The organism is Corallococcus sp. AB038B (genome assembly GCF_003668955.1).
Lineage (GTDB): Bacteria > Myxococcota > Myxococcia > Myxococcales > Myxococcaceae > Corallococcus > Corallococcus exiguus.
Genome location: NZ_RAWO01000002.1, coordinates 662,775 through 684,169 on the forward strand (window position 1 = coordinate 662,775; position 21,395 = coordinate 684,169).

Annotated in this window: 18 protein-coding genes; 5 read left to right on the plus strand and 13 right to left on the minus strand. The window is 68.6% G+C overall.

Going from position 1 to position 21,395, the window contains the following annotated elements; translation table 11 throughout:
• The 3 genes from D7Y04_RS13855 to D7Y04_RS13865 all read right to left on the minus strand — a co-directional run bounded on the left by D7Y04_RS13855 (position 1) and on the right by D7Y04_RS13865 (position 4,843).
• Positions 1–1,560: a mucoidy inhibitor MuiA family protein gene (locus tag D7Y04_RS13855; RefSeq protein WP_121759628.1), complete on the minus strand. Its 1,560-nt coding sequence runs from the start codon at positions 1,558–1,560 to the stop codon at positions 1–3.
• The gene (locus D7Y04_RS13860; protein WP_121759629.1) at positions 1,560–3,791 is read right to left on the minus strand and encodes a DUF4139 domain-containing protein; all 2,232 of its coding nucleotides are present in this window, start codon (positions 3,789–3,791) and stop codon (positions 1,560–1,562) included. The genes D7Y04_RS13855 and D7Y04_RS13860 overlap by 1 nt, the downstream gene beginning before the upstream one ends.
• Before the next feature lie 128 nt (positions 3,792–3,919).
• Positions 3,920–4,843 carry a hypothetical protein gene (locus D7Y04_RS13865; RefSeq protein ID WP_233601405.1) on the minus strand — a complete coding sequence of 308 codons (924 nt, stop codon included), beginning with the start codon at positions 4,841–4,843 and terminating at the stop codon, positions 3,920–3,922.
• Between the two features lie 117 nt (positions 4,844–4,960).
• Here D7Y04_RS13865 and D7Y04_RS13870 point away from each other — a divergent pair, with 117 nt between their 5' ends.
• Positions 4,961–5,953, plus strand: a complete 993-nt coding sequence (locus D7Y04_RS13870) for an alpha/beta fold hydrolase (protein ID WP_121759630.1) — start codon at positions 4,961–4,963, stop codon at positions 5,951–5,953.
• A 70-nt stretch (positions 5,954–6,023) separates the two neighbouring features.
• Here D7Y04_RS13870 and D7Y04_RS13875 read toward each other — a convergent pair whose 3' ends face one another.
• The 3 genes from D7Y04_RS13875 to D7Y04_RS13885 form a co-directional block, all read right to left on the minus strand.
• Positions 6,024–7,988, minus strand: coding sequence for a sigma-54-dependent Fis family transcriptional regulator (locus D7Y04_RS13875; protein ID WP_121759631.1), 1,965 nt, complete (start codon positions 7,986–7,988; stop codon positions 6,024–6,026).
• 3 nt (positions 7,989–7,991) lie between these two features.
• Complete coding sequence (locus tag D7Y04_RS45110) at positions 7,992–8,417, minus strand: DUF1269 domain-containing protein (RefSeq protein WP_199749661.1); 426 nt, start codon at positions 8,415–8,417, stop codon at positions 7,992–7,994.
• Between the two features lie 246 nt (positions 8,418–8,663).
• Positions 8,664–8,957, minus strand: a complete 294-nt coding sequence (locus tag D7Y04_RS13885; RefSeq protein ID WP_147477107.1) for a hypothetical protein — start codon at positions 8,955–8,957, stop codon at positions 8,664–8,666.
• Positions 8,958–9,104: 147 nt separating this feature from the next.
• Between D7Y04_RS13885 and D7Y04_RS13890 the strand changes: the two genes are divergently transcribed.
• Together D7Y04_RS13890 and D7Y04_RS13895 are read left to right on the plus strand one after the other, a co-directional pair.
• The gene (locus D7Y04_RS13890; RefSeq protein WP_121759633.1) at positions 9,105–10,313 is read left to right on the plus strand and encodes an extracellular solute-binding protein; all 1,209 of its coding nucleotides are present in this window, start codon (positions 9,105–9,107) and stop codon (positions 10,311–10,313) included.
• Positions 10,314–10,395: 82 nt separating this feature from the next.
• Positions 10,396–12,804 (plus strand): PAS domain S-box protein, encoded by a 2,409-nt coding sequence (locus D7Y04_RS13895; RefSeq protein WP_121759634.1) that lies wholly within the window; start codon positions 10,396–10,398, stop codon positions 12,802–12,804.
• On the opposite strand, the gene D7Y04_RS13900 is transcribed toward D7Y04_RS13895, so the two are convergent.
• The 5 genes from D7Y04_RS13900 to D7Y04_RS13920 all read right to left on the minus strand — a co-directional run bounded on the left by D7Y04_RS13900 (position 12,801) and on the right by D7Y04_RS13920 (position 17,271).
• Positions 12,801–13,346 carry a D-alanyl-D-alanine carboxypeptidase family protein gene (locus tag D7Y04_RS13900; RefSeq protein WP_121759635.1) on the minus strand — a complete coding sequence of 182 codons (546 nt, stop codon included), beginning with the start codon at positions 13,344–13,346 and terminating at the stop codon, positions 12,801–12,803. The genes D7Y04_RS13895 and D7Y04_RS13900 overlap by 4 nt on opposite strands.
• 121 nt (positions 13,347–13,467) lie before the next feature.
• Positions 13,468–13,869: an MGMT family protein gene (locus tag D7Y04_RS13905; protein ID WP_120574251.1), complete on the minus strand. Its 402-nt coding sequence runs from the start codon at positions 13,867–13,869 to the stop codon at positions 13,468–13,470.
• Positions 13,870–13,957: 88 nt separating this feature from the next.
• On the minus strand, positions 13,958–14,716 hold the full coding sequence (locus D7Y04_RS13910; RefSeq protein WP_121759636.1) for a hypothetical protein: 759 nt from the start codon (positions 14,714–14,716) through the stop codon (positions 13,958–13,960).
• Positions 14,713–16,320: a patatin-like phospholipase family protein gene (locus tag D7Y04_RS13915; RefSeq protein WP_233601406.1), complete on the minus strand. Its 1,608-nt coding sequence runs from the start codon at positions 16,318–16,320 to the stop codon at positions 14,713–14,715. Before D7Y04_RS13915 ends, D7Y04_RS13910 begins: the two co-directional genes overlap by 4 nt.
• A gap of 99 nt (positions 16,321–16,419) precedes the next feature.
• Positions 16,420–17,271 (minus strand): alpha/beta fold hydrolase, encoded by an 852-nt coding sequence (locus D7Y04_RS13920; RefSeq protein ID WP_121759637.1) that lies wholly within the window; start codon positions 17,269–17,271, stop codon positions 16,420–16,422.
• Between the two features lie 90 nt (positions 17,272–17,361).
• Between D7Y04_RS13920 and D7Y04_RS13925 the strand changes: the two genes are divergently transcribed.
• On the plus strand, positions 17,362–17,715 hold the full coding sequence (locus tag D7Y04_RS13925; RefSeq protein WP_121759638.1) for a hypothetical protein: 354 nt from the start codon (positions 17,362–17,364) through the stop codon (positions 17,713–17,715).
• Complete coding sequence (locus D7Y04_RS13930; RefSeq protein ID WP_121759639.1) at positions 17,712–17,978, plus strand: hypothetical protein; 267 nt, start codon at positions 17,712–17,714, stop codon at positions 17,976–17,978. Before D7Y04_RS13925 ends, D7Y04_RS13930 begins: the two co-directional genes overlap by 4 nt.
• 11 nt (positions 17,979–17,989) lie before the next feature.
• Here the strand turns inward: D7Y04_RS13930 and D7Y04_RS13935 are convergent, their stop codons facing one another.
• Positions 17,990–19,618 carry a cell division protein FtsK gene (locus D7Y04_RS13935; protein WP_121759640.1) on the minus strand — a complete coding sequence of 543 codons (1,629 nt, stop codon included), beginning with the start codon at positions 19,616–19,618 and terminating at the stop codon, positions 17,990–17,992.
• Positions 19,619–19,667: 49 nt separating this feature from the next.
• Positions 19,668–21,305, minus strand: coding sequence for a DUF2339 domain-containing protein (locus D7Y04_RS13940; protein ID WP_121759641.1), 1,638 nt, complete (start codon positions 21,303–21,305; stop codon positions 19,668–19,670).
• Positions 21,306–21,395: the final 90 nt, after the last annotated feature.

A 21,395-nucleotide genomic window follows, 5' to 3' on the forward strand; every position in this document is an offset into this window, starting at 1 on the left:
CTACAGGCCCGCGACCTTCGCTGCGCGGGCCACCGTGAAGCCGAAGTCCACCGTCTGCCGGGAGCGCGCTGGCACGTTCAGTTCGAAGCGCACGATGCCCTCTGCGCTCACCTTCGTGGGCGCGGGCTTCGCGGCGTCCTTGATCAGCGCCACCTCCACGGCCTCCACCTCCGACACCGGCATGCGCTCCTCCACCGCGAGCGCCGTGGGCTTCGCGCCCATGTTGGAGATGAACAGCTTCACCTTCTCCGTGCGCGTGCGTCGGCCGGTGATGCGAGCGACCTCCTCGCCCACGTCCACCTGCCGCGACACGCGCAGCGAGTCCTCGCTGCCGAAGCCCAGCTTCACGCGCTCGCCCCGGCCCGCGAACTTCAGCTGCGCGCGGCCCACGTAGCCGCTGTTGCGCACCAGGTCCACCGGCCCCGCGAGCAACACCGCCGGCCCCGTGTTGTCGAACTTCGCCACGCGGTGCACCAGCGGTGACTGCTCCGGGCAGGCCACCAGCTCCGACGTCGCCGGCGACGTGAACGCGAACAGCGCCACGCGGTGCGCCTCGCCGTCCGACGGCACCGTGGCCTTGTGCGGCGCGGACAGCGTCACGGCTTCGCCGCCGTCGTCCATGCCGGGCAGCGCGTCCGCCGCCTTCGTCGCTCCCGCTTCGCCCGTCTCCTGGAGGGACTCCTCGCGGATGGAGACGTCCACCACCTGCTTCTCTCGCGACGTCTTCTCGCGCAGGTAGAGCCAGTCCTCCGTGAGCCGGGGCGGCGTGGCGCCCAGTGTGGGCCGCGCCGTGGAGAAGGCCAGCGTCACGTCCTTCCACGCCTCGCCGGTGTTCTGCCAGACCACGGCTTCGCACTCCAACTTCACCGAGGACGCCGCATCCGCGAGACCCAACACCGCGCGGTAGGCCGGCCGCCACGCGGCGCACGGCACCAGGTAGCTGAGCGTCAACGTCGCTTCACCGCCCGCGGCGTGGCTCACGTCCAGCTCTGCGCGCACGTCCAGCCGGGGCTCCGGCATCTCCGTGCGGGACAGCACGTCGCGGGTCTCCTGGATGTGCTGCCGCTCCAGGCGCCCCAGCTCACGGCGGGCCTGCCGCAGTTGATCGTCGGTCGCGGTCTGCTCCTGGCGGACCGTCGCGAGCTGTTCCTTCCATCGCGCCGGATCCGCTTCACCGGCTCCGGTGCGCTCGGAGATGGAACGGAGGATGTCCCGGCGCGCGGTCTCCAGCAGGCCGTGCTTCGCCTCCAGGCGCCGCACCTCCGCCTGGGCACGTGCCAGCACCTGCTCGCGTTCGAAGGCGCGGCGGGCCAGCTCCGAGTGGTGCTCGCGCAGGGCTTCGGGCAGCACCGCGCGCATGGAACGGCGCAGGCTGGCCTGGGTCACCATGCCGCCAGTGAGCTTCGCCTGGAGCGAGCGGTCCACCGCCACCGCCGGCAGCCCGTCCACCACGAGACGGCAGGGACCCGGCGGCAGCGTCACCGTGCCGCTGCGCTCGACGAGCGCCCGGTCCTCCAGGACCGTCACCTTGATCAGGGGCAACAGAATGGAAGTGCGCATCACGTCCTCCGGTTCCCGCCGTTCAGCATCTTGCTGGCGGGCAGCTTCACGACCCACGACGCCTTCATCGAACGCTTCTCTCCAGCGGGGACGCTCACGCGCCACACCCGCTCGCCCTCCACCGCCTCTTCACCCGGCAGCGGCGTGGCCTTCTGCCAGGGCGGTGCCACCTCCGCCTCCTCCACCTTGATGTCCTTCTGGGATTCGGGGATCGCGCTGATCCGCTCGGAGATGGCGATGTTCGCGGCGCGGGAGAGGTGGTTGGCCACGTCCACGGAGACATGGTGCGTGAGCACCGTGCTGTTGCCGAACATGCCGCCCGTGGCCTCGTCGAAGCGGGTGTTGCGCGCCACCTGGAGCGCTTCCTCCACGCCCAGGCCCAGCCGCTGCGTCTCGCCCGGCCCCAGCGTGGGCATGGGCGACGTCATCAGGAACTCATCACCGAGCGTCACGTCCACCGGCCCCGCGAGCAGCGGATGCGGCGAGGCGTTGTCCATGCGCACCGTGCGGAAGACGCGCGGCTCCACGGAGGGCACGCACACGTATTCGGCCTTGAGCACCAGGGGCACCGTCAGCATGGGCACGGTGTGCCACGCGCCATCGGACGGCACGTCCGCGACGGCGTCCGAGTCGAAGCGCGCATCGAAGTGGCGGGCGGAGTCGTGCGGCGGCACGGCCCAGGTGGGGGGCGCCACGCTGTTCACGGACTCGGCGATGACGAAGGCCTGGGCCTCCAGGCGCACCACCTCCACCTGCACGTTCACCGACGTGATGGACAGCATCGCCTGGGAGACGAGCGCGGAGCGGGGACGCAACCGGCCGCGCTGCGCCTGGGAGGCCGCGGAGGCCAGCGTCAGCGAGTCGTAGTCGAACAGACGGTCCGCGGGCTCCAGGCCCGTCGCGCTCCGGAGCTCGTTGCCGGAGCCGGCGCCGCCCTCTTCTTCGTCCATCGACAGGTCCGCCATCGGGGCGCCATCGAAGTCGTCCTCCTCGACCGCGCGCTTCTTGTTGCGCATGCGGTCCATGCCGCCACCGCCGCGGGCCCCGGGCATGCTCTGTGCCGGGACAGCGCCGGTGTCGCTGCGGCGGGACGCCGAGGGACGAGCCGCTCCCAGAAAAGCCCCCGAGGACTTCGGTGCTGGCGCCATGGGCGCGGGCGGAGGAGGCGCGGACATGCTGGGCGCGGCTCCGGGCGCGCCTCCGTACGAGGCCGACTCCTTGTAGCTCTTCTCCCGCTCGTACGCGCCTTCAGGCATGACCGGCATGGGCGACGGTTGAGGCTTGGGAAGGACCGGCTCCGGGCGGGCGACGTGCAGGGCGTCGTAGCCCGCGAACAGCTCCTCCAGGCCCGGCGCCGGTTCACGCCACCCCGAGCGCGCCGGGGCAGGCTGGCTGCGGCCGATGCGCAGCGACTTCAGCTCGGGCACCTCCGCGCGCCGCTCCAGGCTCGCGGTGGAGACCGCCAGCCGCACGCCGCTCCAGTCCTCGCCGGTCCGCTGGACGACGGCGGCGCGCATGCGCAGCGTGCCTTCCTCCAGCGTGCGCGGCAGGCGCAGGTCATAGGTGGGCACCCAGCGCGCGCCGGCCACCGCGTACTCCAGCACCAGCCGCGCGTCCGCGTTCGCGGCGATGGGGCCGGACAGCGTCAGCAGCGCCGCGCGGAACAGCCGGGTCCGGTCCACGCTCTTCGCGGAGGACAGCTCCTGGACGCGGCGGCGGCGCAGCTCCAGCTCGTTCGTGGCGTCGCGGTGCTGGCGCGCCAGGTCCAGCTCCTGGGCCTGCAGCTCCGCCAGCTCCGAGTCCACGAAGCCGGTGAGGGACAGCATCGAGGACAGCGGTGCCTCGCGCGGGAGATGGCCCTTGCGCGGGGCTGGCCAGGTGGGCGTCAGGCCGCGCAGCGCCGAGATCTCCGCGCGAACCCGCTCCAACCGGCCATGCACGGCCGCCAGGATGGCCTCCGCCGCTTCGAGCGCGTGCTGCTCCGCGGGCAGCTCCGACTCCGGCGGCATCCGCACGTCGAACGTGGGCTTGAGGTCGCGGACGAGGAGGTCCGGCGGCCCCTCCACCACCCGGGCGCGCAGCGAGCCCGTGCGCAGGGACAGTGGCAGGCCGTCGATGCGGACCTGGCCGGGCAGGTGACCGGCCTCGGGCGAGAGCACGAACGCGCGCGTGCACAGCGCGCCCTCGGCGTGAACGGTGACGGATTCCAGGACGGACGACACGACTCTCATGGGCCCCCTCTTCCGTGGAGAGGCCCGCAGGCTACCCCGAGGCCGCCGCGAATGGCGACCGGGGAGAAGAGGGGGCAAGGCTTTCCACGGCGCGGATCACGCACCGCGCCGTGAGGCACCGGGCGAGGTCAGAACGCGCGGTTCACGGCGTACGCGCAGATCATGTGCTCGGCCTTGTACGTGTTCGCGCCGGGGAGGCCGTCGATGGGGCCGGTGTAGCCGAAGGACCGGCCCACCGTCTGCACACGGGTCCAGTAGATGGAGCCGGGGATGCCATCGTCCTCGGAGGAGGTGCGAGGGCCGCCGCGCCGGTTCAGTTCGCGCGCGGTGATGCGCACGCGGATCTTCTCCGTGTTCGGCCCGGTGACGCCGTCGATGGGGCCCGTATAGCCGTAGTCGCGCTTGCCCACCGTCTGGATGCGCTTGTAATAGATTTCACCCGGGATGCCGTCGAACTCGGTGGTGGTCTGCGGCAGGCTGCTCGAACCGCCGCCCGGAGACTGGCCGCCGCCAGCGATCTTCCCGCCCGCGTAGTCCATGGACCAGCCCAGGTAGCGCGCGCCCGTCTTCGACGAGTAGCCGGAGACGCTGTTGACGCCAATCGCATCCCCCCACGACTGGGAGAGGTTGTACGTGGCCATGAACACCGTGCCGCCGCCGCCGTTCAGATCCGCGCCCACGTGGCCCGCGGAACCGATGTCCCACCAGTGGAAGGCTCCCGTCAGCGCCTTGGACGCGTCCGTGGAGACGATGCGCGAAGCGCGGTAGGCCTCGATGGCCGTGGGGCGTACGGCGGAGTCGGGAAGCTGCCCGAAGCGGACCATCAGCGAACCGCACCACTGGTTCCACGAACCCCCGTCGCGCTTGGGATTGGCGGCGGCGTACGCGCGCGCCCGGTCGTAGATGGGCGAGTTCGCTTCACCCTCCACCGTGCCAATGGCAGACACGTCCATCCCAGGAGCTTCCAGCTCCGGGCCTCCGCAAGCGGCCAGCATCAGGCCCGCCGACACCAGCAGGGCAGGGGACCACGTCATCCAGTTCGAGCGAATCATCTGTCTCCAGGGGGGATTCAGCGAGGGTTGGAAAATTACGCTGAAGTCTATCCAGGCCTGATTTGCGACCTTGAGCCCGTTCCGTTGTCGCGGTGGGGCATGCAAAGGTTTCCACCCATGCGAACGTCCTGGCTTCGTTTGTCGTGGGTGCTGTTGCTTTCCGCCTGTGCGACCACGCCGTCACCGCCGCCCGGCGGCACGGTGGACCCGCTGCACCAGGTGAGCCGGGTGCGGGTGGCCCCGGAGGTCGAGCTGGAGGTGCTCGACTACGGCGGCAAGGGTCCGGCGCTGGTGTTCCTGCCGGGCCTGGGCAGCACGGCCCATGTCTTCGACTTGCTGGCGCCGGAGTTCATCGCCACGCACCACGTCTATGCCTTCACCCGGCGCGGCTTCGGTGCGTCGAGCTGGCCGGCCACCGGCTACGACAGCGCGACGTTGGGGCACGACGTGCTGGCCGCGATGGAGGGCCTGGGGCTCGCGAAGGCGACGCTCGTGGGGCATTCGCTGGCGGGGGACGAGCTGAACTGGATGGGGCTGAATCATCCGGAGCGCGTGGAGGCGCTCATCTTCCTGGACGCCACGGACAACAAGGGAGAGATCGCCGAGTTCCTGAAGCCCGGCCCGTTGCCGCCGCTGCCGTTCACCGTGCTCGATGGACAGCCGTCACGTGAAGCGGTGACAGCGCTGCTGGCGCGCGACCTGGGCGGCCCGTTCCCGCCGCACGAGATTGATCAGGCGTATGAGTTCGATGCTGGCACCGGTGCGTACCTGCGCTACCGCCGCCTGGCGGAGGCGACGGAGCAGTGCATCCGGGGCTCGGCCTTGCCGGACTACGCGAAGCTGCGGGGCCCGGTGCTGGCCCTCTCCGACGGCCAGGCCTTCGCGGGTTGGGTGGCGTTTCTGTCCCAGGCGGAGAACGTCCCCGCGGACCTGCGCGAGCGGGCGCGCGCGTTCCTTCCGGAGCTGAGCCAGCACGAGGCCGCCCAGGACGCCCTGCTCAAGAGCCTGCCGAACTGGAAGCTCGTGACGCTCCAGGGCGCGGGGCACTACCTCTGGCTCCCGCGACAGGCGGAGGTCGTCTCAGAGATGCGGGCGTTCCTCGCGCGATAGGGATGCATCCCTCGAAGGTTCTTTGAGCGGCGGCGTTGGTGACGCCGCCCCAACCCGTGGCGGTGCAGAGCTACTGCGATTGGGAACGCTGCCACGGGTTCTCAATTCCATGCTTCCCCAACCATGTCTTGAACGTCTTGGGGTCGAACCCTGTTGCGTCGCAAGCCTCGCTCAAGGACTTGTGACTCTTTGTCAGTGCCTCCCATTCCTCTCGTGCCAGGTCGGATGGTTTTCGCTTGCGTTCCGGCTTGCTGTCTTCGTCTTCGGTTTCCTGTGACGCCTCAGTTGGCGGGCTCAGTTCTTCCTGAATTCGTTTGAGCACGTCTCCCTTGCGCACCAGGGATCGGAGCTCCTGGGCGAGTGGGGGGAAAATAGACTCGAGGAATTTGAGAATGGTGGTGATGAAGTCCGTGACGCTCTTCTGATCCACCTCCTGGAATAGCGGCAGTCTCCGAATCTCGTTCACCAAGCTCATCCAGGGGTTCTTGCTCAGCAGTGCGTTCGCTCGAGCGAGATGCTCCAGGTAGCGGCCCTTGGCTTCTTCCAGCGCGCGATCCGCAGCGGCTACCTTTTCATGCAACACCGATTGCACGATGGCGGGAAGGCCGGACACCCCCGCCTGATGCCTCCAATATTGACTCAGGGTGATGGCCTGGCGGATTTGCTTTTCCCTTTCCGCCAGTTCTTCCATGCTCTGGAGCGTTTCCTGATTCTCCGGTGCGTCCTTCCCCACGGAACCAAGGAAGCCGGTCAATTGTCCCAGGTCAGCACTCTGCTCCACCGTCTCGAGCGGACCCGACAGGGATTGCTCCACCTGCTCAATGCGCCACTGCACATGGGGCGCGGTCAGTTCCTGGCTCTCCAATTCATCGGACAGGAAGCTCGGCGCTCGTTGGTGAAGCGCTTGCGCTAGGAATGGCCGCTGGATGTGCGCGGGGAGATGCTCCAGTCCCACCCGGCCTCGCTCCGACAGTGACAACGCTTCGTCGAGGACGCCCACCACCTCGCGGAGGTTGCCATGCCAGGGATGCAGGGTCAGGGCGGCCAGCGCACTCCGCGTGAGCGGGGGACTGACGGCACTCCCGCGCCGTCGCATGAGCTCCGGCACCACCTCTTGGAAGAATCCCTCGCGCCTCGCGAGGGGGCGCAGATGAAGTGCTGTTCCTGACCGCAATCGGTAGAGCAGATCCTGGCGAAAGGTTCCTTCCTGCACCATCTGCTCGAGATTCCTCCACGTCGCGGCCAGGATGCGGACGTCCACCTCCCTCTCCTCGTTTTCTCCCAGACGCGCGAGCTTGTGCGTCTGGAGGAACCGGAGCAGCCGGAGTTGTGCGTCGGGCGGGAGGTCGCCCACCTCATCAATGAGCAGCGTTCCGCCTTGCGCGGCTTCCAGCCGCCCGAGGCGGCTCGTCCGGGCTCCCGTGAAGGCCCCTTCGGCGTGGCCGAACAACTCGTCGTTGATCAGGTCGGGAGGAAGCCCGGCGACCTGCACGACCTTGAAAGGGGCCTGGGGTCTGCGTGCCTCCTGTTTCCAAAGTGCGTGGATGCTCTCCGCGAGCACTTCCTTTCCGACCCCGGTGTCGCCCTGGATCAATAACGGAAGGTATCGGACGGTGTGTCCCGCTTCTCCGATCCGAGCGGCCGCGAGGTCCCGCGCCTTCGACAACTCAAGGAGCGTCGCGAGGTCCGTGGCCAGCAGCCTGCTGAAGACGGCATCCTGCTCTTTGCGTTTCTCAAGCCAGGTCTTGCATTCCTTGAGATGGGCCTCGTCATGTCCCAGGGCCACAATGGCCTGAGAGGAGCCTCGCCGTCGTGCAGCCACCTCCGCACCCTGCAGGAAGGGTTCAGGCTGCGCGGAAGCCTTCTTCCAGTCATCGTCGCTTCCTTGTGCCCTTGGGAAGCCAAACAGCATGGCAAGGTCTTGGGCCGCTGTCTCTCCTCGACGGCGCACGGCGCGGCGCAGGTGAAGTCGCAGATGCAGGACGACCTCACTCTCCAGTTCACCAGCGGGAAGCATTTCGTCGACGTAGATCATGGTTTAGCCAATCCGATGCGCTTCGATCGTCAAGATGGGGGTCTGGTCCGCGGCCCGAACCGCACGGATACGCCAACCGTTCTCAACACGTTGAAGACCCTGCGTGGCGCCAATACCCCCCGCGAGCCCTGCGCCAATCGCAGCCCCCAGGGTAGGCCGTTCGAACAACAATCCCACCAGCATGCCCCAGAATGCGCCCTGCACTGCGGCGTCGGCTCCATCGATCAACGCCACCATGAGGTAGTCCACCAACTCTGGTGTGCTCCCGGGATCGAAGGTGATTGCGTGCCCGGACTGCTGGACCGCCAAGGCAATGGCTTCGCGCGCGGTCTGGAGGGAGGAATAACCGCGAAGGATGATGCTGCCGGTCTGCTCTACCTGCGTGAACAGCTTCAGTGCCGCCGCGCCACTGGATGGATTCGTCATCATGAGCCTCATCGGGTGAAGGGGAATGAGTTCCCGCGTTCGCCCTATTGCAGCGCCCGGGCCAATATTGAAGTCTTGTGATTCCGGGGGGTTGGCTCAAGTGGCTCGCGGCAGCCAGCCCTGTTGAAGCTTTGGCGGCGTCCTCCTTGGCGGCGATTCCCGATGAATCTTCGGGAAATCATCCCGATTCCCGAAGCGTCTCCCGAAGCCTTCACATCGCGCTGCTGCCGAATTGGTGGAGGAGTGAGGCTAGGCATCCGCCGTCGGGGGCGCCTGCTGCGCAAGCCTCGTGACGAGCCGCCAGAAGCTCCAGACGTGGGACGTGGTCAGCAGGGCGATCGCGCCCACGGACCAGAGGAGCATCGTCGGGTGCCGCAGACCCTCGCAGTGGAAGGAAGCGTTGAGCCAGAGGAGCGCCGTGCCCAGGGCGAGGAGCCTACCTACAATCAGCACGCCCATGGAGATGCGTGCGGAGAGGGGTTTGCGCACCGTCAGACCGATGATGCCGACGATGAGGATCCACAGGTAGACGGGTGGGAGCATCACCATCCCCCCAAGCCCGCACATATCGCTGGCCCACGAGGGCATCGCCGCCACAATTCGCTTCGGATCGCGCATCTCCAGACCATCATCCCGCCCCGGACCGCTCGCGCGCCAGCGAGCATTCCTTTCAGAGAGAGAACACCCGCCATGCGTTGGAGATCCCTGATCTGCCCCGCCGTCCTGGTCCTGAGCGCCTGCTCGGAATCATCCGATCCCGACCCCACTTCCAGGCGTCCGCTGAAGGCGGTCCTGTTCCCATACATCCCCGACTCCGCGGGGGACAGCTTCGCCAGCCTGGAGCAACGGCTGGAGGCCGACTTCGAAGCGGCCCATCCGGACATCGACCTGGACGTTGTCTTCGACGCCAACCTGGATGTCTATGACCTGGATGAAGGCGGGACGCTGAACCAACTGCTCGGCACGGGGACCGGGGCCGCCCAGGTGGTGGAGGTGGACACGCTGATCCTCGGCTCGCTCGCGGAGAAGAGGTGGATCCAGCCGGTCGCGCTGGAAGCGGGCGTCGTGCATTCCGCGGCGGAGGAGGCTGTCCGCATTGGCGGTGAGAACTACGGCGTGCCCACCTACCTTTGCACCAACGTCGTGTATTCGCGGACCACGAACATCCGGTCCGCCACGGACAGCGCCTCGCTCGTGCGAATCCTTCGCGAGGCGGCGCCCGGCAAGCGCCCGTTGGCGACGAACCTCGATGGGAGCTGGACGCTGCCTTCCTCGTACATCGATGCCTGGGCGGACACGCATCCGGGGGATGTGCTCGCGAGCGCCATCTCGCTGCCGCTCGACTCTCCGACCCTGAACGCGTTCGCGGACGTCGTCGACAGCTGCTCGCTCGAAGCGGGCGTCAATCCGTGCCTGGATGGCAGCTACGCGGACAACACGGTGGCGGAAGTGGCCTTCGCCCAGGAGCAGGCCAATGGCTTCATGGGCTACACCGAGCGCCTGTTCTACATCCTCCAGTCACAGCCCTCCATGCCGCTCCCGGAGGTCATCTCGGTCCCGCTGGGCGCGGGCTCGGCTCCGGCGGTCTTCGTGGATGCGCTGGTGCTCAACGCGAACTGCACGGGGACGTGCGCGGAGGATGCCCGGGCCTTCACGTCGTTCATGCAGGACCCCGAAACGCGCAGCCTCATCGCCTTCAGCGAAGACGGCCCCCAGGGCACCCGGCCTCGCTACCTGCTCCAGGCCAACCGCGCCTTCTATCAGCAGGAGCCCGCACGCTCCGACCCCATGTACAAGCAGTATGAAACCCTCCTGAGCGGAGCGCGGCCCTATCCCAACCAGCGCTTCCCGGAGAACCGGAAGGCGCTCCAGGCGGCCCTGCTGGAAGCCCTCCAGTAACGCCGGGCGGGCGGCGTCTGGCACATGGGCGGGCGAGCCCCCATCGTTGAAGAGGGAAGAGTCCGTCCCCTCCACGCGTCCCATGGCCCGCCTGCACGACAGCCCAGCGCATCCGTCTCCGCGTGGCCCGCCACCGGAGTACAGCAGCCTCCTCGACGCCGTGCTCGCCAGCATGGGCGAGGGGCTGCTGGTGGCGGATGAGCACCAGCACCTCGTGTTCATCAACCCGAAGGGGGAACACATCCTGGGCATGGGGCCCACCGACGAGCCGGTCAGCCGCTGGCCGGCGCATTTCGGGCTCTACCTTCCGGACCAGGTCACGCTCTATCCGGCCGAGCGTCTGCCCATGAGCCGGGCGCTCCGGGGGGAGACCGTCAGCCGCGCGGAGGTCTTCCTGCGCAATGCCTCAAGGCCGGCGGGAACCTGGCTGCACGTCAGCTCCAGTCCGGTTCGCGACGGAGCCGGCCAGGTGCGCGGTGGCGCCTCCGTCATCAGCGACGTCACCGACTTCAAGCGGGCCGAGGACGCGGCGCGCGAGGGCGAAGAGAAGTACCGGTCGCTCTACAACACCACGCCCGTGATGATGCAATCCATTGATCCACGCGGGCGGCTCATCAGCGTCAGCGATTACTGGTTGAGCACGCTGGGCTACGAGCGCGCGGAGGTGCTCGGGCGCGAATCGGTGGAGTTCCTCACGCCGGAGTCCCGGCGGTACGCCCGCGAGGTCGTCCTGCCCGAGTATTACAAGACAGGGGTGTGCAAGGACGTGCCGTACCAGCTCGTGAAGAAGGACGGGCAGCTCATCGACGTCCTGCTGTCCGCCATCGTGGAGCGGGACACCTCCGGCAAGATGGTCCGTTCGCTCGCGGTGCTGAACGACGTGACCGAGCGGAAGCGAACGGAGGAGGCGTTGCAGGAGAGCGAGCAGCGGCTGCGCGCCATCCTGGACAACGCGCCGACCGTGTTCTTCCTCCTGGATACGCAGGAGCGCTTCCTCTTCGTGAACCGCGAGTGGGAGCGGCTCTTCCACCGCACCCGGCAACAGGTCGCCGGCAGGACGGTCTTCGATGTCTTTCCCCGGGACATCGCGGAGACGCTGCACCAGGCCAACCGGGACATCTTCCAGAGCCGGGTCCCCGTGCAACGGGAGGAGCGGCTCCCGCACGACGATGGGATCCACGTCCACCTCACGCAGAAGTTCCCGCTCCTCGACGCCAATGGGGTTGCCTACGCGCTCTGTGGAGTCGCCACCGACATCACCGAGCGCAAGCGGATGGAGGTGTCACAGCGGTTCCTGGCCGAGGCGAGCAGTGAGCTGGTGGCCTCGCTCGATCCTGAAACCACGCTCCAGCGCGTCGCCGAGCTGGCCGTGCCCCTGCTGGCGGAGCTGTGTGTCTTCTTCGTGCGGACGGACGGCGTGGGCCTGCGGCCGGTGGCGGTGGCGGACCGTTCGCCGGCCCGCGCCGCGAGCGTGCGGGAGTTCCTGCGACGCCATCCGCCGGGGCCGGAGTCCCTCCACGGTCCGGCTCGGGTGCTGGCCACGGGAGAGTCGGAGGTCTCCGAAGCGTCACAGGGCCTGTGGGATCCCGACGAGCTGCCGGAGGACCTGCGGCCGCTCGACGACCGGCCTTCGCTCGGCGTGCCCCTCCAGGCGCGGGGCCGCACCCTGGGCGTGCTGTATCTCCTCTCTCCTGATCCAGGGCGCACGTATTCACCGGCGGAGCTGGCCTTGACGGAGGAGCTCGGCCGCCGGGCTGCCTTCTCCATCGACAACGCGCAGCTCTATTGCTCGGCGCAGGAGTCCATCCGCGCGAGGGACGAATTCCTGTCCATTGCCTCCCATGAGCTGAAGACCCCGCTGACCTCCATGAGGCTGCGGGTGCAGCAGATGGAGTCCGTGCTCGTGGGAGCGCGCCCCCTGTCCCCGGAAAGGGTGAAGCGGATGCTGGAGGTCTTCGAATCCCAGCTCCAGCGGCTGTCACATCTGGCGGAGCACCTGCTCGACGTCTCTCGCGTCAACGAGAAGCGGATCGACCTGCACCTGGAGGAGATGGACCTGATGGCGGTGGCGCGGCACGTGGCGAGCCACGTCGCGGAGCAGCTGCAGAAAGCAGGCTGCGAGTTCGAGCTGGTGGCCCGGGAGCCGGTGTGGGGGCGCTGGGATCGGCTGCGGCTGGAGCAGGTCATGCTCAACCTGCTGACCAACGCGATGAAGTATGGCGCGGGGCATCCCATCCGGATGGAGGTGGCGAAGCACGCGGGAAGGGCGCGGCTCATCGTCGAGGACCAGGGCATGGGCATTCCATACGAATCCCAGGCACGCATCTTCGAGCGCTTCGAGCGCGCCTCCTCACGCAACTACGGAGGGCTCGGCTTGGGGCTCTTCATCACGCGACGCATCGTCGAGGCGCACGGAGGAAGCATCCGAGTCGAGAGCGAGCCAGGGCACGGCGCGAAGTTCATCGTGGAGCTGCCGCCTCACGCGTCCTAGCTCGCGTCCTGGCGGACCACGGCGGGCGTGGGCTCCACGTCGAGGGAACGGCCCATGCAGTCCTCGCCGTCGTCGGGCGCGGAGGTGCTCTTGGGCCGGTACTCCCAGTGCCACGGCTCCGACGCCACGGTGCGGCGGAAGCCGAAGCGGCACGCGTTGCCCGCGAGCCAGTCATACGTGGGGGAGGCTTCCTCGCTGCCCACGACCAGGTCCACCGCGAGCCCGCGGTTGTGATTGGAGCGGCCCGGCCGCGCGGCCTTGGGCCCCAGTCCCTTGCGGTAGCGGCGCCACAGGAAGCGCTGCTGTTGATACGAACGCCACCCGCTCGTGACGAGAAGGGGCTGCCCCGCCGTGCGCGCCTCCTCCGCCATGCGCTCGAAGGCGGACGCCGCGTCGCGATGGAGCCGGTGGCCGGTGTGGATCCGCACCAGTCGCGGTGCCTTCGCCTTGGCCCTGCGGACCTTGGCTTCCTTCGCGAACCCGGCGGGTGCCAGCAGACAGATCAGGAGCACGAGGCCCCAGCGGAGCAGGGGAGAGGACATTCTTCGGAGGTCCAAGCAGTGAGCGAGGACCTGAGGCTGACGCCTTTATTCCGCTCTGAAAAGCAGGCGAGCCTCCGAGCGCTTTCCGCTCGCATTTGGTCGCCCGGACGCTCCGTGAGCCCTAGAAGAGCTTGAGCTGCGCATCGGGTGCGGGCGCGTCCTTGGGTGGCAGCACGCTGAAGCCGTTGGCGCGTGCCCAGGCCTCGCTCGGGCCCTTCCAGTGGTGCGCGTCCATGCGCGCGTGGCCCGCGTCATCGAAGGCGACGCCCTCGGCCTCCAGCAGCTCGCGCTGGCGGTGGCCGGAGGTGCTGATTCCTCCCGTGCGGTTGATGATGCGCTGCCACGGCACGGTTGACGCTCGCGAACCCAGCGCCGCCATCGCATGGCCCACGGTGCGTGCATCACAGGCCCCGCCAACGATGGTGGCGATGTCTCCGTAGGTGGCCACCTGTCCGGAGGGCACCTGTTCGCAGACGCGGTAGATGCGCTCGTACGGATCCTGCGTGTCGGTGGGGGATGTCATCGGGTCTCCGGGCTGGGGCTGCCAGAATCCTACTCATGGCGTCCACCAATGCACGCGAAACCCGAGGCGTCCCCCGGGGCCATTCACCTCAAGGGTGCTTCTTCGTTTCGGTGAAGACCGGTTCGTTCCGCCGGATGCGTTCGAAGATTTCGCCGTGGTCGATCTCGCCGAGGTCGATGTCGCAGAGGCCGGGCACCAGGAAGGCGGAGGCCCACGATGCGGCCTCCTCACCGGAGCGCCCGTTCTCGAAGCGATGCTCCGTGCGGAGTTCTCCGTAGCACGCGACCTTGTGATCATTCTCATCCAGGAAGCGCGTCTCCAGGTTGCCCGCCACGATGAGACTCTCATCGTTGTAGACGCCCTGGATGACGTCCCGGACCACCAGGTCGCCCAGGACCAGGAAGTTCCCCGACGTCCGCAGCCCCTTGGCGACACAGCGGCCCAGGACCACGATGGTGGAGTCCGGTCCGCAGTCGTCCAGGAATCCATCGACCTCCAGGTCGCCCAGCACGAGGAGGGGACAGGTGACGAGCAGCGAGCCGGGAGCCTTCGCGTTGCCCGTCACGACCGTGGCCTTGGACAGCGACGCATCCAGTACGGCGTCCACGGGCTCGAGGAACTCGCGCATCACCACGGCGGCCAGGCCGACATGCGACACGGGCCCGGGACACAGCGCCTTCGCGAGCGCGGCGGGCTGAAGGAGCGCGTCCTTGGGGAACGCCCTCCCCAGGGTCGTGACCAGGGGCGTGCCCTGATGGGAGAGCGCATCCCGGAGAGCACCGTCCAGCCGGGCGAGCGTGGCCTCCGCGCGCGGAAGGAAATCGCTCTTGGAAAGGAGCGTGGTCATGCCGCCACGGCCTGTCGTTCCTGCGAGGGTGCACCGGCCGGGTTGATCACTGCCCATTCCTGGCGCAGGCGCTCATACAGGGCATTCAACGGCTGGCCCGGCGCTTCGTACTGCCCGGCGTGGTGCTCCACGATGTGGCGCAGGAGCACGTAGCAGATGGTGGCCGCGCCCGCGCTCTCCACCGCGGTGAATTGAGCCTTGTCCGTGAACCAGAGCGTGGTGGGCATCTGACAGGCCTGTGTGCCCATGGCCACCAGGTGCGCACCGGGCTTGAGCCACGGGTGCTTCGCGAACAGGTTGGGCCGGTCCACCGTGAGCGCGGAGATGAGGTTGGAGATGCGCCGGTCCTTGAACCTCGAGTCCCCATACACCTGACCGAACACGAGCCCGCGCACCCGCTTCATGAACACCTTGGTCGTCAGCGCCAGCAGCGACGTCGCGCGGAGCACCAGCATCTGCGTGAACTCCGGCACGGTGAGCTTCTTGAACGACGGCCAGACGTCCAGGTCCATCTGCCGCTTCACCAGCGTGATGACGTCCGTCAGCCGCGCACGCACCCAGACCAGCGCCGTCGCCACCGACGCCGTCAGCACGCCGGGGATGAGGTAGAGGAAGTAATCCTTGGGCTCCCAGTCGCCCGCTTGAGCGGTCTCGAACCCGCGCCACGCGAGGATGGCGGCGGAGAGCAGGGTGAGGAAGAAGAGGCCGTAGGCCAACCAGGAGACGCCGTTCAGCGTCACCCAGCCACGCTTCGTCGGGTTCTCCGGAACGTTGTACATCTCCGGGCTCTGGACGCTGACGTCGGAGATGACGAGCGTGGGCGGCGGATCCGCGCGGTTGAATGCGAGCAGCAGGCTGTCGATGCCCTGGTTGTCGTAGATGCCGCCGTCCATCAGCGGCAGGCCGTTCTGGAAGCCCGGGCCCAGCGCCGCCAGCGCGGTGGCGAGCGGATAGCCCTGGGGCCAGTGGAACTGCTGCGGGAACACCAGCGGTTCAAAGCCGCCCGGGAAGCACGACGACGCGGCGGCGATGTCCGCCAACCGGACGTGGCTGGCCACCGGGCGAGGCATCCGGTAGCCGTTGTTGCCCAGGAGGGTGAGCGGTTTGTTGCTGCGCCGGAAGCGGAAGTCCAGGCCGGTATGGAACTCGGTGGTGTTGAAGATGGCCTCCTGGAACTGGAGTCCGCCTGAGTCCAGGACTTCGCCGAAGCGCCGGTCGCCCAGGAAGTCGGGCCGGGCGTAGACCTCCGCCGCGGACCGGATGAGGCTGGCCCAGGCATGGCTGCCGTGGTCGCGGTTGGTGGTCAGCCCCGTCAGGGCCTCCGCAATCACATTCGTCTGAAGCAGATACGCCGAGAACGTCTCGTGAAACGCCTTGAACGGCTTGCCGTCCAGCTGGCTCACCACCCAGGCCAGGCCCGTGAGCGTGCCGCCGGACACCGTGGACAGGCCCACGACATCGGACAGAAGTCCCACGGTGTCGAGGAACCGCAGCGTCCCCAGGTGGAACGCCGCCGCGCGGTAACCCCCACCGGACAGGGACAGCGCGAGCGGTCCGAGCGGACCGTGTTTCTCTGTGACAGGGAGCGTGGCGTCTTGGCTCATGGGGCTGGGGTGCGGCGGAGAGGACGGCGGGAGCTTAGGCCAGATGAGCACTGGCCGTGCCACCCTGAGCCCCCAGGAGGCAGGCGGCGCCGTTACGCCTCACCGCACGGACTGGCGGGAGCCCTCCGCGGTGTCCAGGTGCTCCTTCAGGAGCGCGTTGACGCGGTCCGGGAAGCGCAGGGGCACGCCGTGCGAGGCATGGGGGAACTCCACGAAGCGGGCGCCAGGAATTCCCGCCGCCAGGGCCTGTCCGGCGGTGGGGGGCGCGATGGGGTCGTGCGTGGCGTTCACGACCAGGGTCGGCAGGCCCGCCAGCCCCTGGAGGAACGGTGTGGCGTCCGCGCTCCGCATGGCCCGGAACTGGCGCATCGCCACGGGAGGCTGGTCCGCGAGGTCATGGTCGAACAGCTCCGCGAGTTGCTCCGCCAGGGCGTCCTTGTCGGCGTGGGCCAGCTCCTCGGGCGCCAGCACCATGCGGAGGAAGGCGTGGCGCCGCATGCGCCGCGTGCCGACCTGGGTCCGCAGGCCCATGAGCAGCAGGCCCGGCGTGAGCCGGGTGGGCACCGCGCCCGTCGCGAACGTGCACAGCAGCGCGAGGCTGCGTACCCGCTCGCGTGCCTGGTGCGCGAGGTACAGCGCCACCAGCCCGCCCAGCGAGTGCCCCATGATGTGCGCGCTCTCCCAGCCCTGCGCGTCCATCAAGGCGAGTACGTCGTCGGCCATCATCTCCACCGTGAGCGCGTCGCCCGGCGGCTGGCTGGATCCGAAGCCCCGGTTGTCCAGGCAGAGACACCGGAAGTGGGATGCCAGGCCTTCCACCTGCGGTCGCCACCCCGTGGCGCCGACACCGACCCCCTGGATCATCACCACCGGAGGACCGTCTCCCTCCACGAACCAGCTCAGCGTGCAGCCCCGGTGCAGGGTGCTGTGTCGGAGGTAGGCGAGGCTCATGAGGGCTCCGGAAGCAGGGAAGCGCGAAGGCTATCCTGTCCCCGGGGTCACTGTTGCTTCGCGTCGGCGTTGGGTCAGGCTCTCCATCCCATGCCAATTTCTTCCTCGCATCATCGCAAGGCCGCCTCGACGGCACTCTTCTGCGCGGGACTCGCGCTGGGCTGGCCCCTGTTCGCGGGCGCGAAGCTCCAGGGTGGGGTGTGTGATCCGCTGAATGATGAAGCCGACGGCATCCGGATTCGGCTCGTGTCGGCCACCGCGGATGGCGTCTCCATCATCCCCGCGCAGGGCACGGGCCCCATTGGCGCCGTCTACAACGTGTGGGCCGTGCGGCCGGAGGCGGGAGCGACCGGCGATTTCGCGAGGGCCATGCTCTTCGAAGCCGAGCCGACGGAAGGCACGGGAGAGCTCTACCGGGACCTCAGCCTCCAGAGGCAGCCATGAGGAAGCTGGGCATCGTGCTCGCGGGCATGCTGACGAGTGCCCTGGCCTCCACGCTGTTGACGGCCTGTTGTCCGGATCGCCCCCCGCGCGTGGTCTTCAAGCTTCCCTTCGGAAACTACGGAGTGACGACCCCCACGGCGGACACGAACTATCGCCTCTTCCTCGCCGAGGACGGCGTCACGGTGGTGGAGACCTTCGAGCGCGGGGGCAAGGCCTACCGGCAGGAGTACCGGGTGACGGACCGGCAGCAGACCGACATCTAAGGCCGAGCCCGTCAGGGGACGGTGTAGAGCCCGACGACGTTCGGGTCCAGTGTGGCACTGGAGATGCGCAGGCCGGTGGCGGTGCTGATGCTCGCGACGTCCGTCACGCCCAGGTCCGCGAGTGAGAACGACACGCCTCCGAGCTTGGACTGCACCGTGCCCACCGGGTTGCCGGTGAGGCTCGCCACTCCGCTGGTGTACGAGACGGTCGCCAGCGCGGTGGACGTGTTGCCCGCCGCCGAACCGGTGAAGTCGCTCGGGAGCAGCGCCAGCGAGTAGCTGCCCACGGTCTGGTTGGACGCGTTGATCAGCGTGACGGTGGCATCGTCGCCGAGCGTCGTGGAGGTGGGCGTGCTGTCCACGATGAAGAAGCGAGTCTTCGTGGTGAACGCCGCGCCGAACTGGAAGTGGCCCGTGTTCAGGTTGTTCGTGCCGTCGTGGATGCTCAGCCCGGTGGAGGCCGCGTTGGCGTTCGCGGGCACCGTGCCTCGCGCGCTGGGCGTGTTGGTGCTCGTGATGCCGTTGGCCGTCGCGCCCACGAGGTTCGTGAACGTGCCCTCCGACGTCGTGAGCGCTGCGAGCTGCGTGTTGCCGGTGATGTTGGCCGGCGTCCCCGCCGTCACCGAGCCCGTGAAGGCCGCGCCGGTGACACGCAGGCGCGTGGGCGCGTTCACGACCGGATCCGGCAGCGAGGTGATTTCGTAGGCGACGCGGTGGAGGTTCGTCGCATCGGCCACGCTGATGCCCAGGTCGGCCGCCGCGCTGCCCGTGCCCGTCGCCAGGCCGCGGGGATCCGCCTGGGTGATCTTCGCGAACAGCACCGCCGCGGACAGGTAGCTGCCGTACTTGCTGGAGTGACGGCTGTCCTGGGCGCTCCACAGGTTGAACATCCCCGGAGAGATGCCATCCGCGGGATTCGGGTCGGCCAGGTTCTGGTCCACCGCGCGCATGTAGCCATCGCCCACGCGCGCGACGCCCGTGAAGCCCAGGTCCCGGTAGGCTTTGAAGTAGGCGTCGCGCAAATCGGTCTGCATCGCTTGGAGCCCCGCGGTCCCGCTCGGGAAGCCCTGGGCGGCCACGGACGTGGGCGATGACCACGTCTCATACAGATACAGGTTCGCGGAAGGGTTCGCGGCGCGCACCAGGGTGCGCAGGTCGCGCACGGCATCCGTGAAGCCCGTGGGTGAACCGCCGCGCGAGGTGGGCAGCGGCGTCGTGCTCTGCTCCTGGAACACGACGGTGTTCCACGTCGCCTGACCGATGGTGGCGGCCCGGTTCGTGTGGTGCCACCGGAGCGTCTGGCCGCTGGCCGTCTCCAGGCTCACGTTGAACGTGAGGCCGGCCTGCACGGTCAGCTTCTTGAAGATGCCCGGGATGCCGCCCTGTCCGGAGCCGTTCGTGTCGGTGACGGAGGCCTTGTTGTACGAATAGGCCGGCTGCTCGTTGCCGTGCGTGAAGCTGTTGCCCACGAAGAGGATGTTGCCGCTGGTGACCTCGGCGGTGGCGCTGCCCAGGTCGTCCTGCTCGGGCTCAGGGCGGGATGCACAGCCCGCCTGGGTCGCGATGACGCCCCAGGCCATCAGGCCCAGCATGCGCGGGTGAACGGCGGCCAACAACGCATTCAGGCGGGACCGGGGCATTTCGCCATCATGACGGAATAACGAGTTTAACGCGAGTCGGTGTCTGTCTTCACCCGCGCCGATCGCGCAGCCGCGTGTATGTGTATGAGACGAGCAGCAGCATGACGCCCAGCAGGATGAACGTGACCACGCGCTGATCCGGCGGCAGCTTCGCCACGTCCACCAGCACCAGCCGCCCCAAGGCGAGCCCCAGCACCGCCAACGCGGCCAGCCGGTACCAGCGCTCGCGCACCGCGAAGCCCACGCCGAAGAGGAGGAAGGCGGCGATGACCCAGCCCAACGTGACGAGCCCGTCGGGCATCCGCGCGCCCACCAGCGCCACCAGCGCCAGTCCTGCTCCCGCAGCGCAAATGGCGGTGAATGCCGTCCGGGCCTCGGTTTCGGGCAGGCCCGCGACTCGCACCGTCCCGCCGCGCTCCACCAGCACGAACGCCACCACCAGCCCGATGAGCAAGGTCAGGCGGCCCGGCGTCTCCCATTCACACGCGCCCAGCGCTACGTAGAGGATGAGCACGCCCACGCCCCGCAGCACCGGGGACTCCACCCCGCGCGCGGCCAGGCCCGCGACGAGCCCCGTCACCGTCCATGCCGCCACCAGCGCGACGTCGTCGTAGCGCGCGGGCATGGCCAGCGCGAGCGTCACCGCCGTCAGCGCAAGGTACGCGTGCGTCAGCGCCGTGGGCGCACGCTGGAGCCTCGACACGACGGCCCCTGCGCCATGCGCCAGCGCGACGACAAGGAGGAAGCCGAAGAGGTGCGAGTCCTGCTCCTGGGAAACTTCGTACGCGCCCAGCGACGTCAGGCCCACCCAGTTGAGCAGCGTGAACGTGAGGCTCGCGCGCACGGGCAGGTCGCGCGGGCGCACCAGCAGCGCCACGGAGAACAGCAGGAAGTAGAGCGCGAGGAAGCCCAGGCTCAACAGGAGCCGGTCATCCTCGGGCGCACCCGGCGCCATGTGGCCTGTGCGCACCGCCCAGACGACGTGCGTGCTGTACACGGCCACCAGGCTGGACAGGGGCACGATGACCCAACGGTTGCGCACCAGGAAGAACAGCGCGCCCGCCGCGAGCATCGTCGTGGACAGCAGTGTGAACGCGGTGATGTCGCTGAGCATCCCCGTGTGCAGTCCCAGGAACAGCGCGATGCCCGCCACCGTCTCCGACTGCATCCGGTGCGCGATGGTCACGATGGCCACCACGAACCCCGCGAGCAGCACCAGCGCCAGCACCTCGCTGTCGATGACCCGCACCGCCGGGATGAAATGCAGCGCGTAGGTGACGAAGTACGCGAGCGCCAGGCCGCCGCCGAAGACGATGCGTCCGAACAGCGGGTTACGCCGCGCCAGCCACAACCCGAACGCGCCCAGCCCCGCGCTGAGCAGGTAGCCCGCGCCCACGCGCGCCAGCACCCCCAGCTCCCCGAAGTGGTACGTGATGAGGTATGCGATGCCGATGATGAGCGCCACGATGCCCAGGCGGCTCAACCAGTAGGTGCCGACATGCGCCTCCAGGTCGCGCTGCTCGGGCACGGCCACCGGGGCCGCGACTGTGCCGACCGCGGGCATGGCCACGGGGTGCGGCGCCTCCCGGGACTCCAGGCTCGCGAGCCGCGTCTCCAGGGCCGCGACCGTCGCCTCCAACCTCTTCACCGTATCCCGCAGGTCCTGCCCGTCACCTTCGTCCGACATGGACTCCCCTCGTACTCCAGCGCGCATCCCGGCCCGGGGAATCTTCAAGTACGGGCCTGGCGTCCCTTCAGTTTGAGACGAATCCGTTTG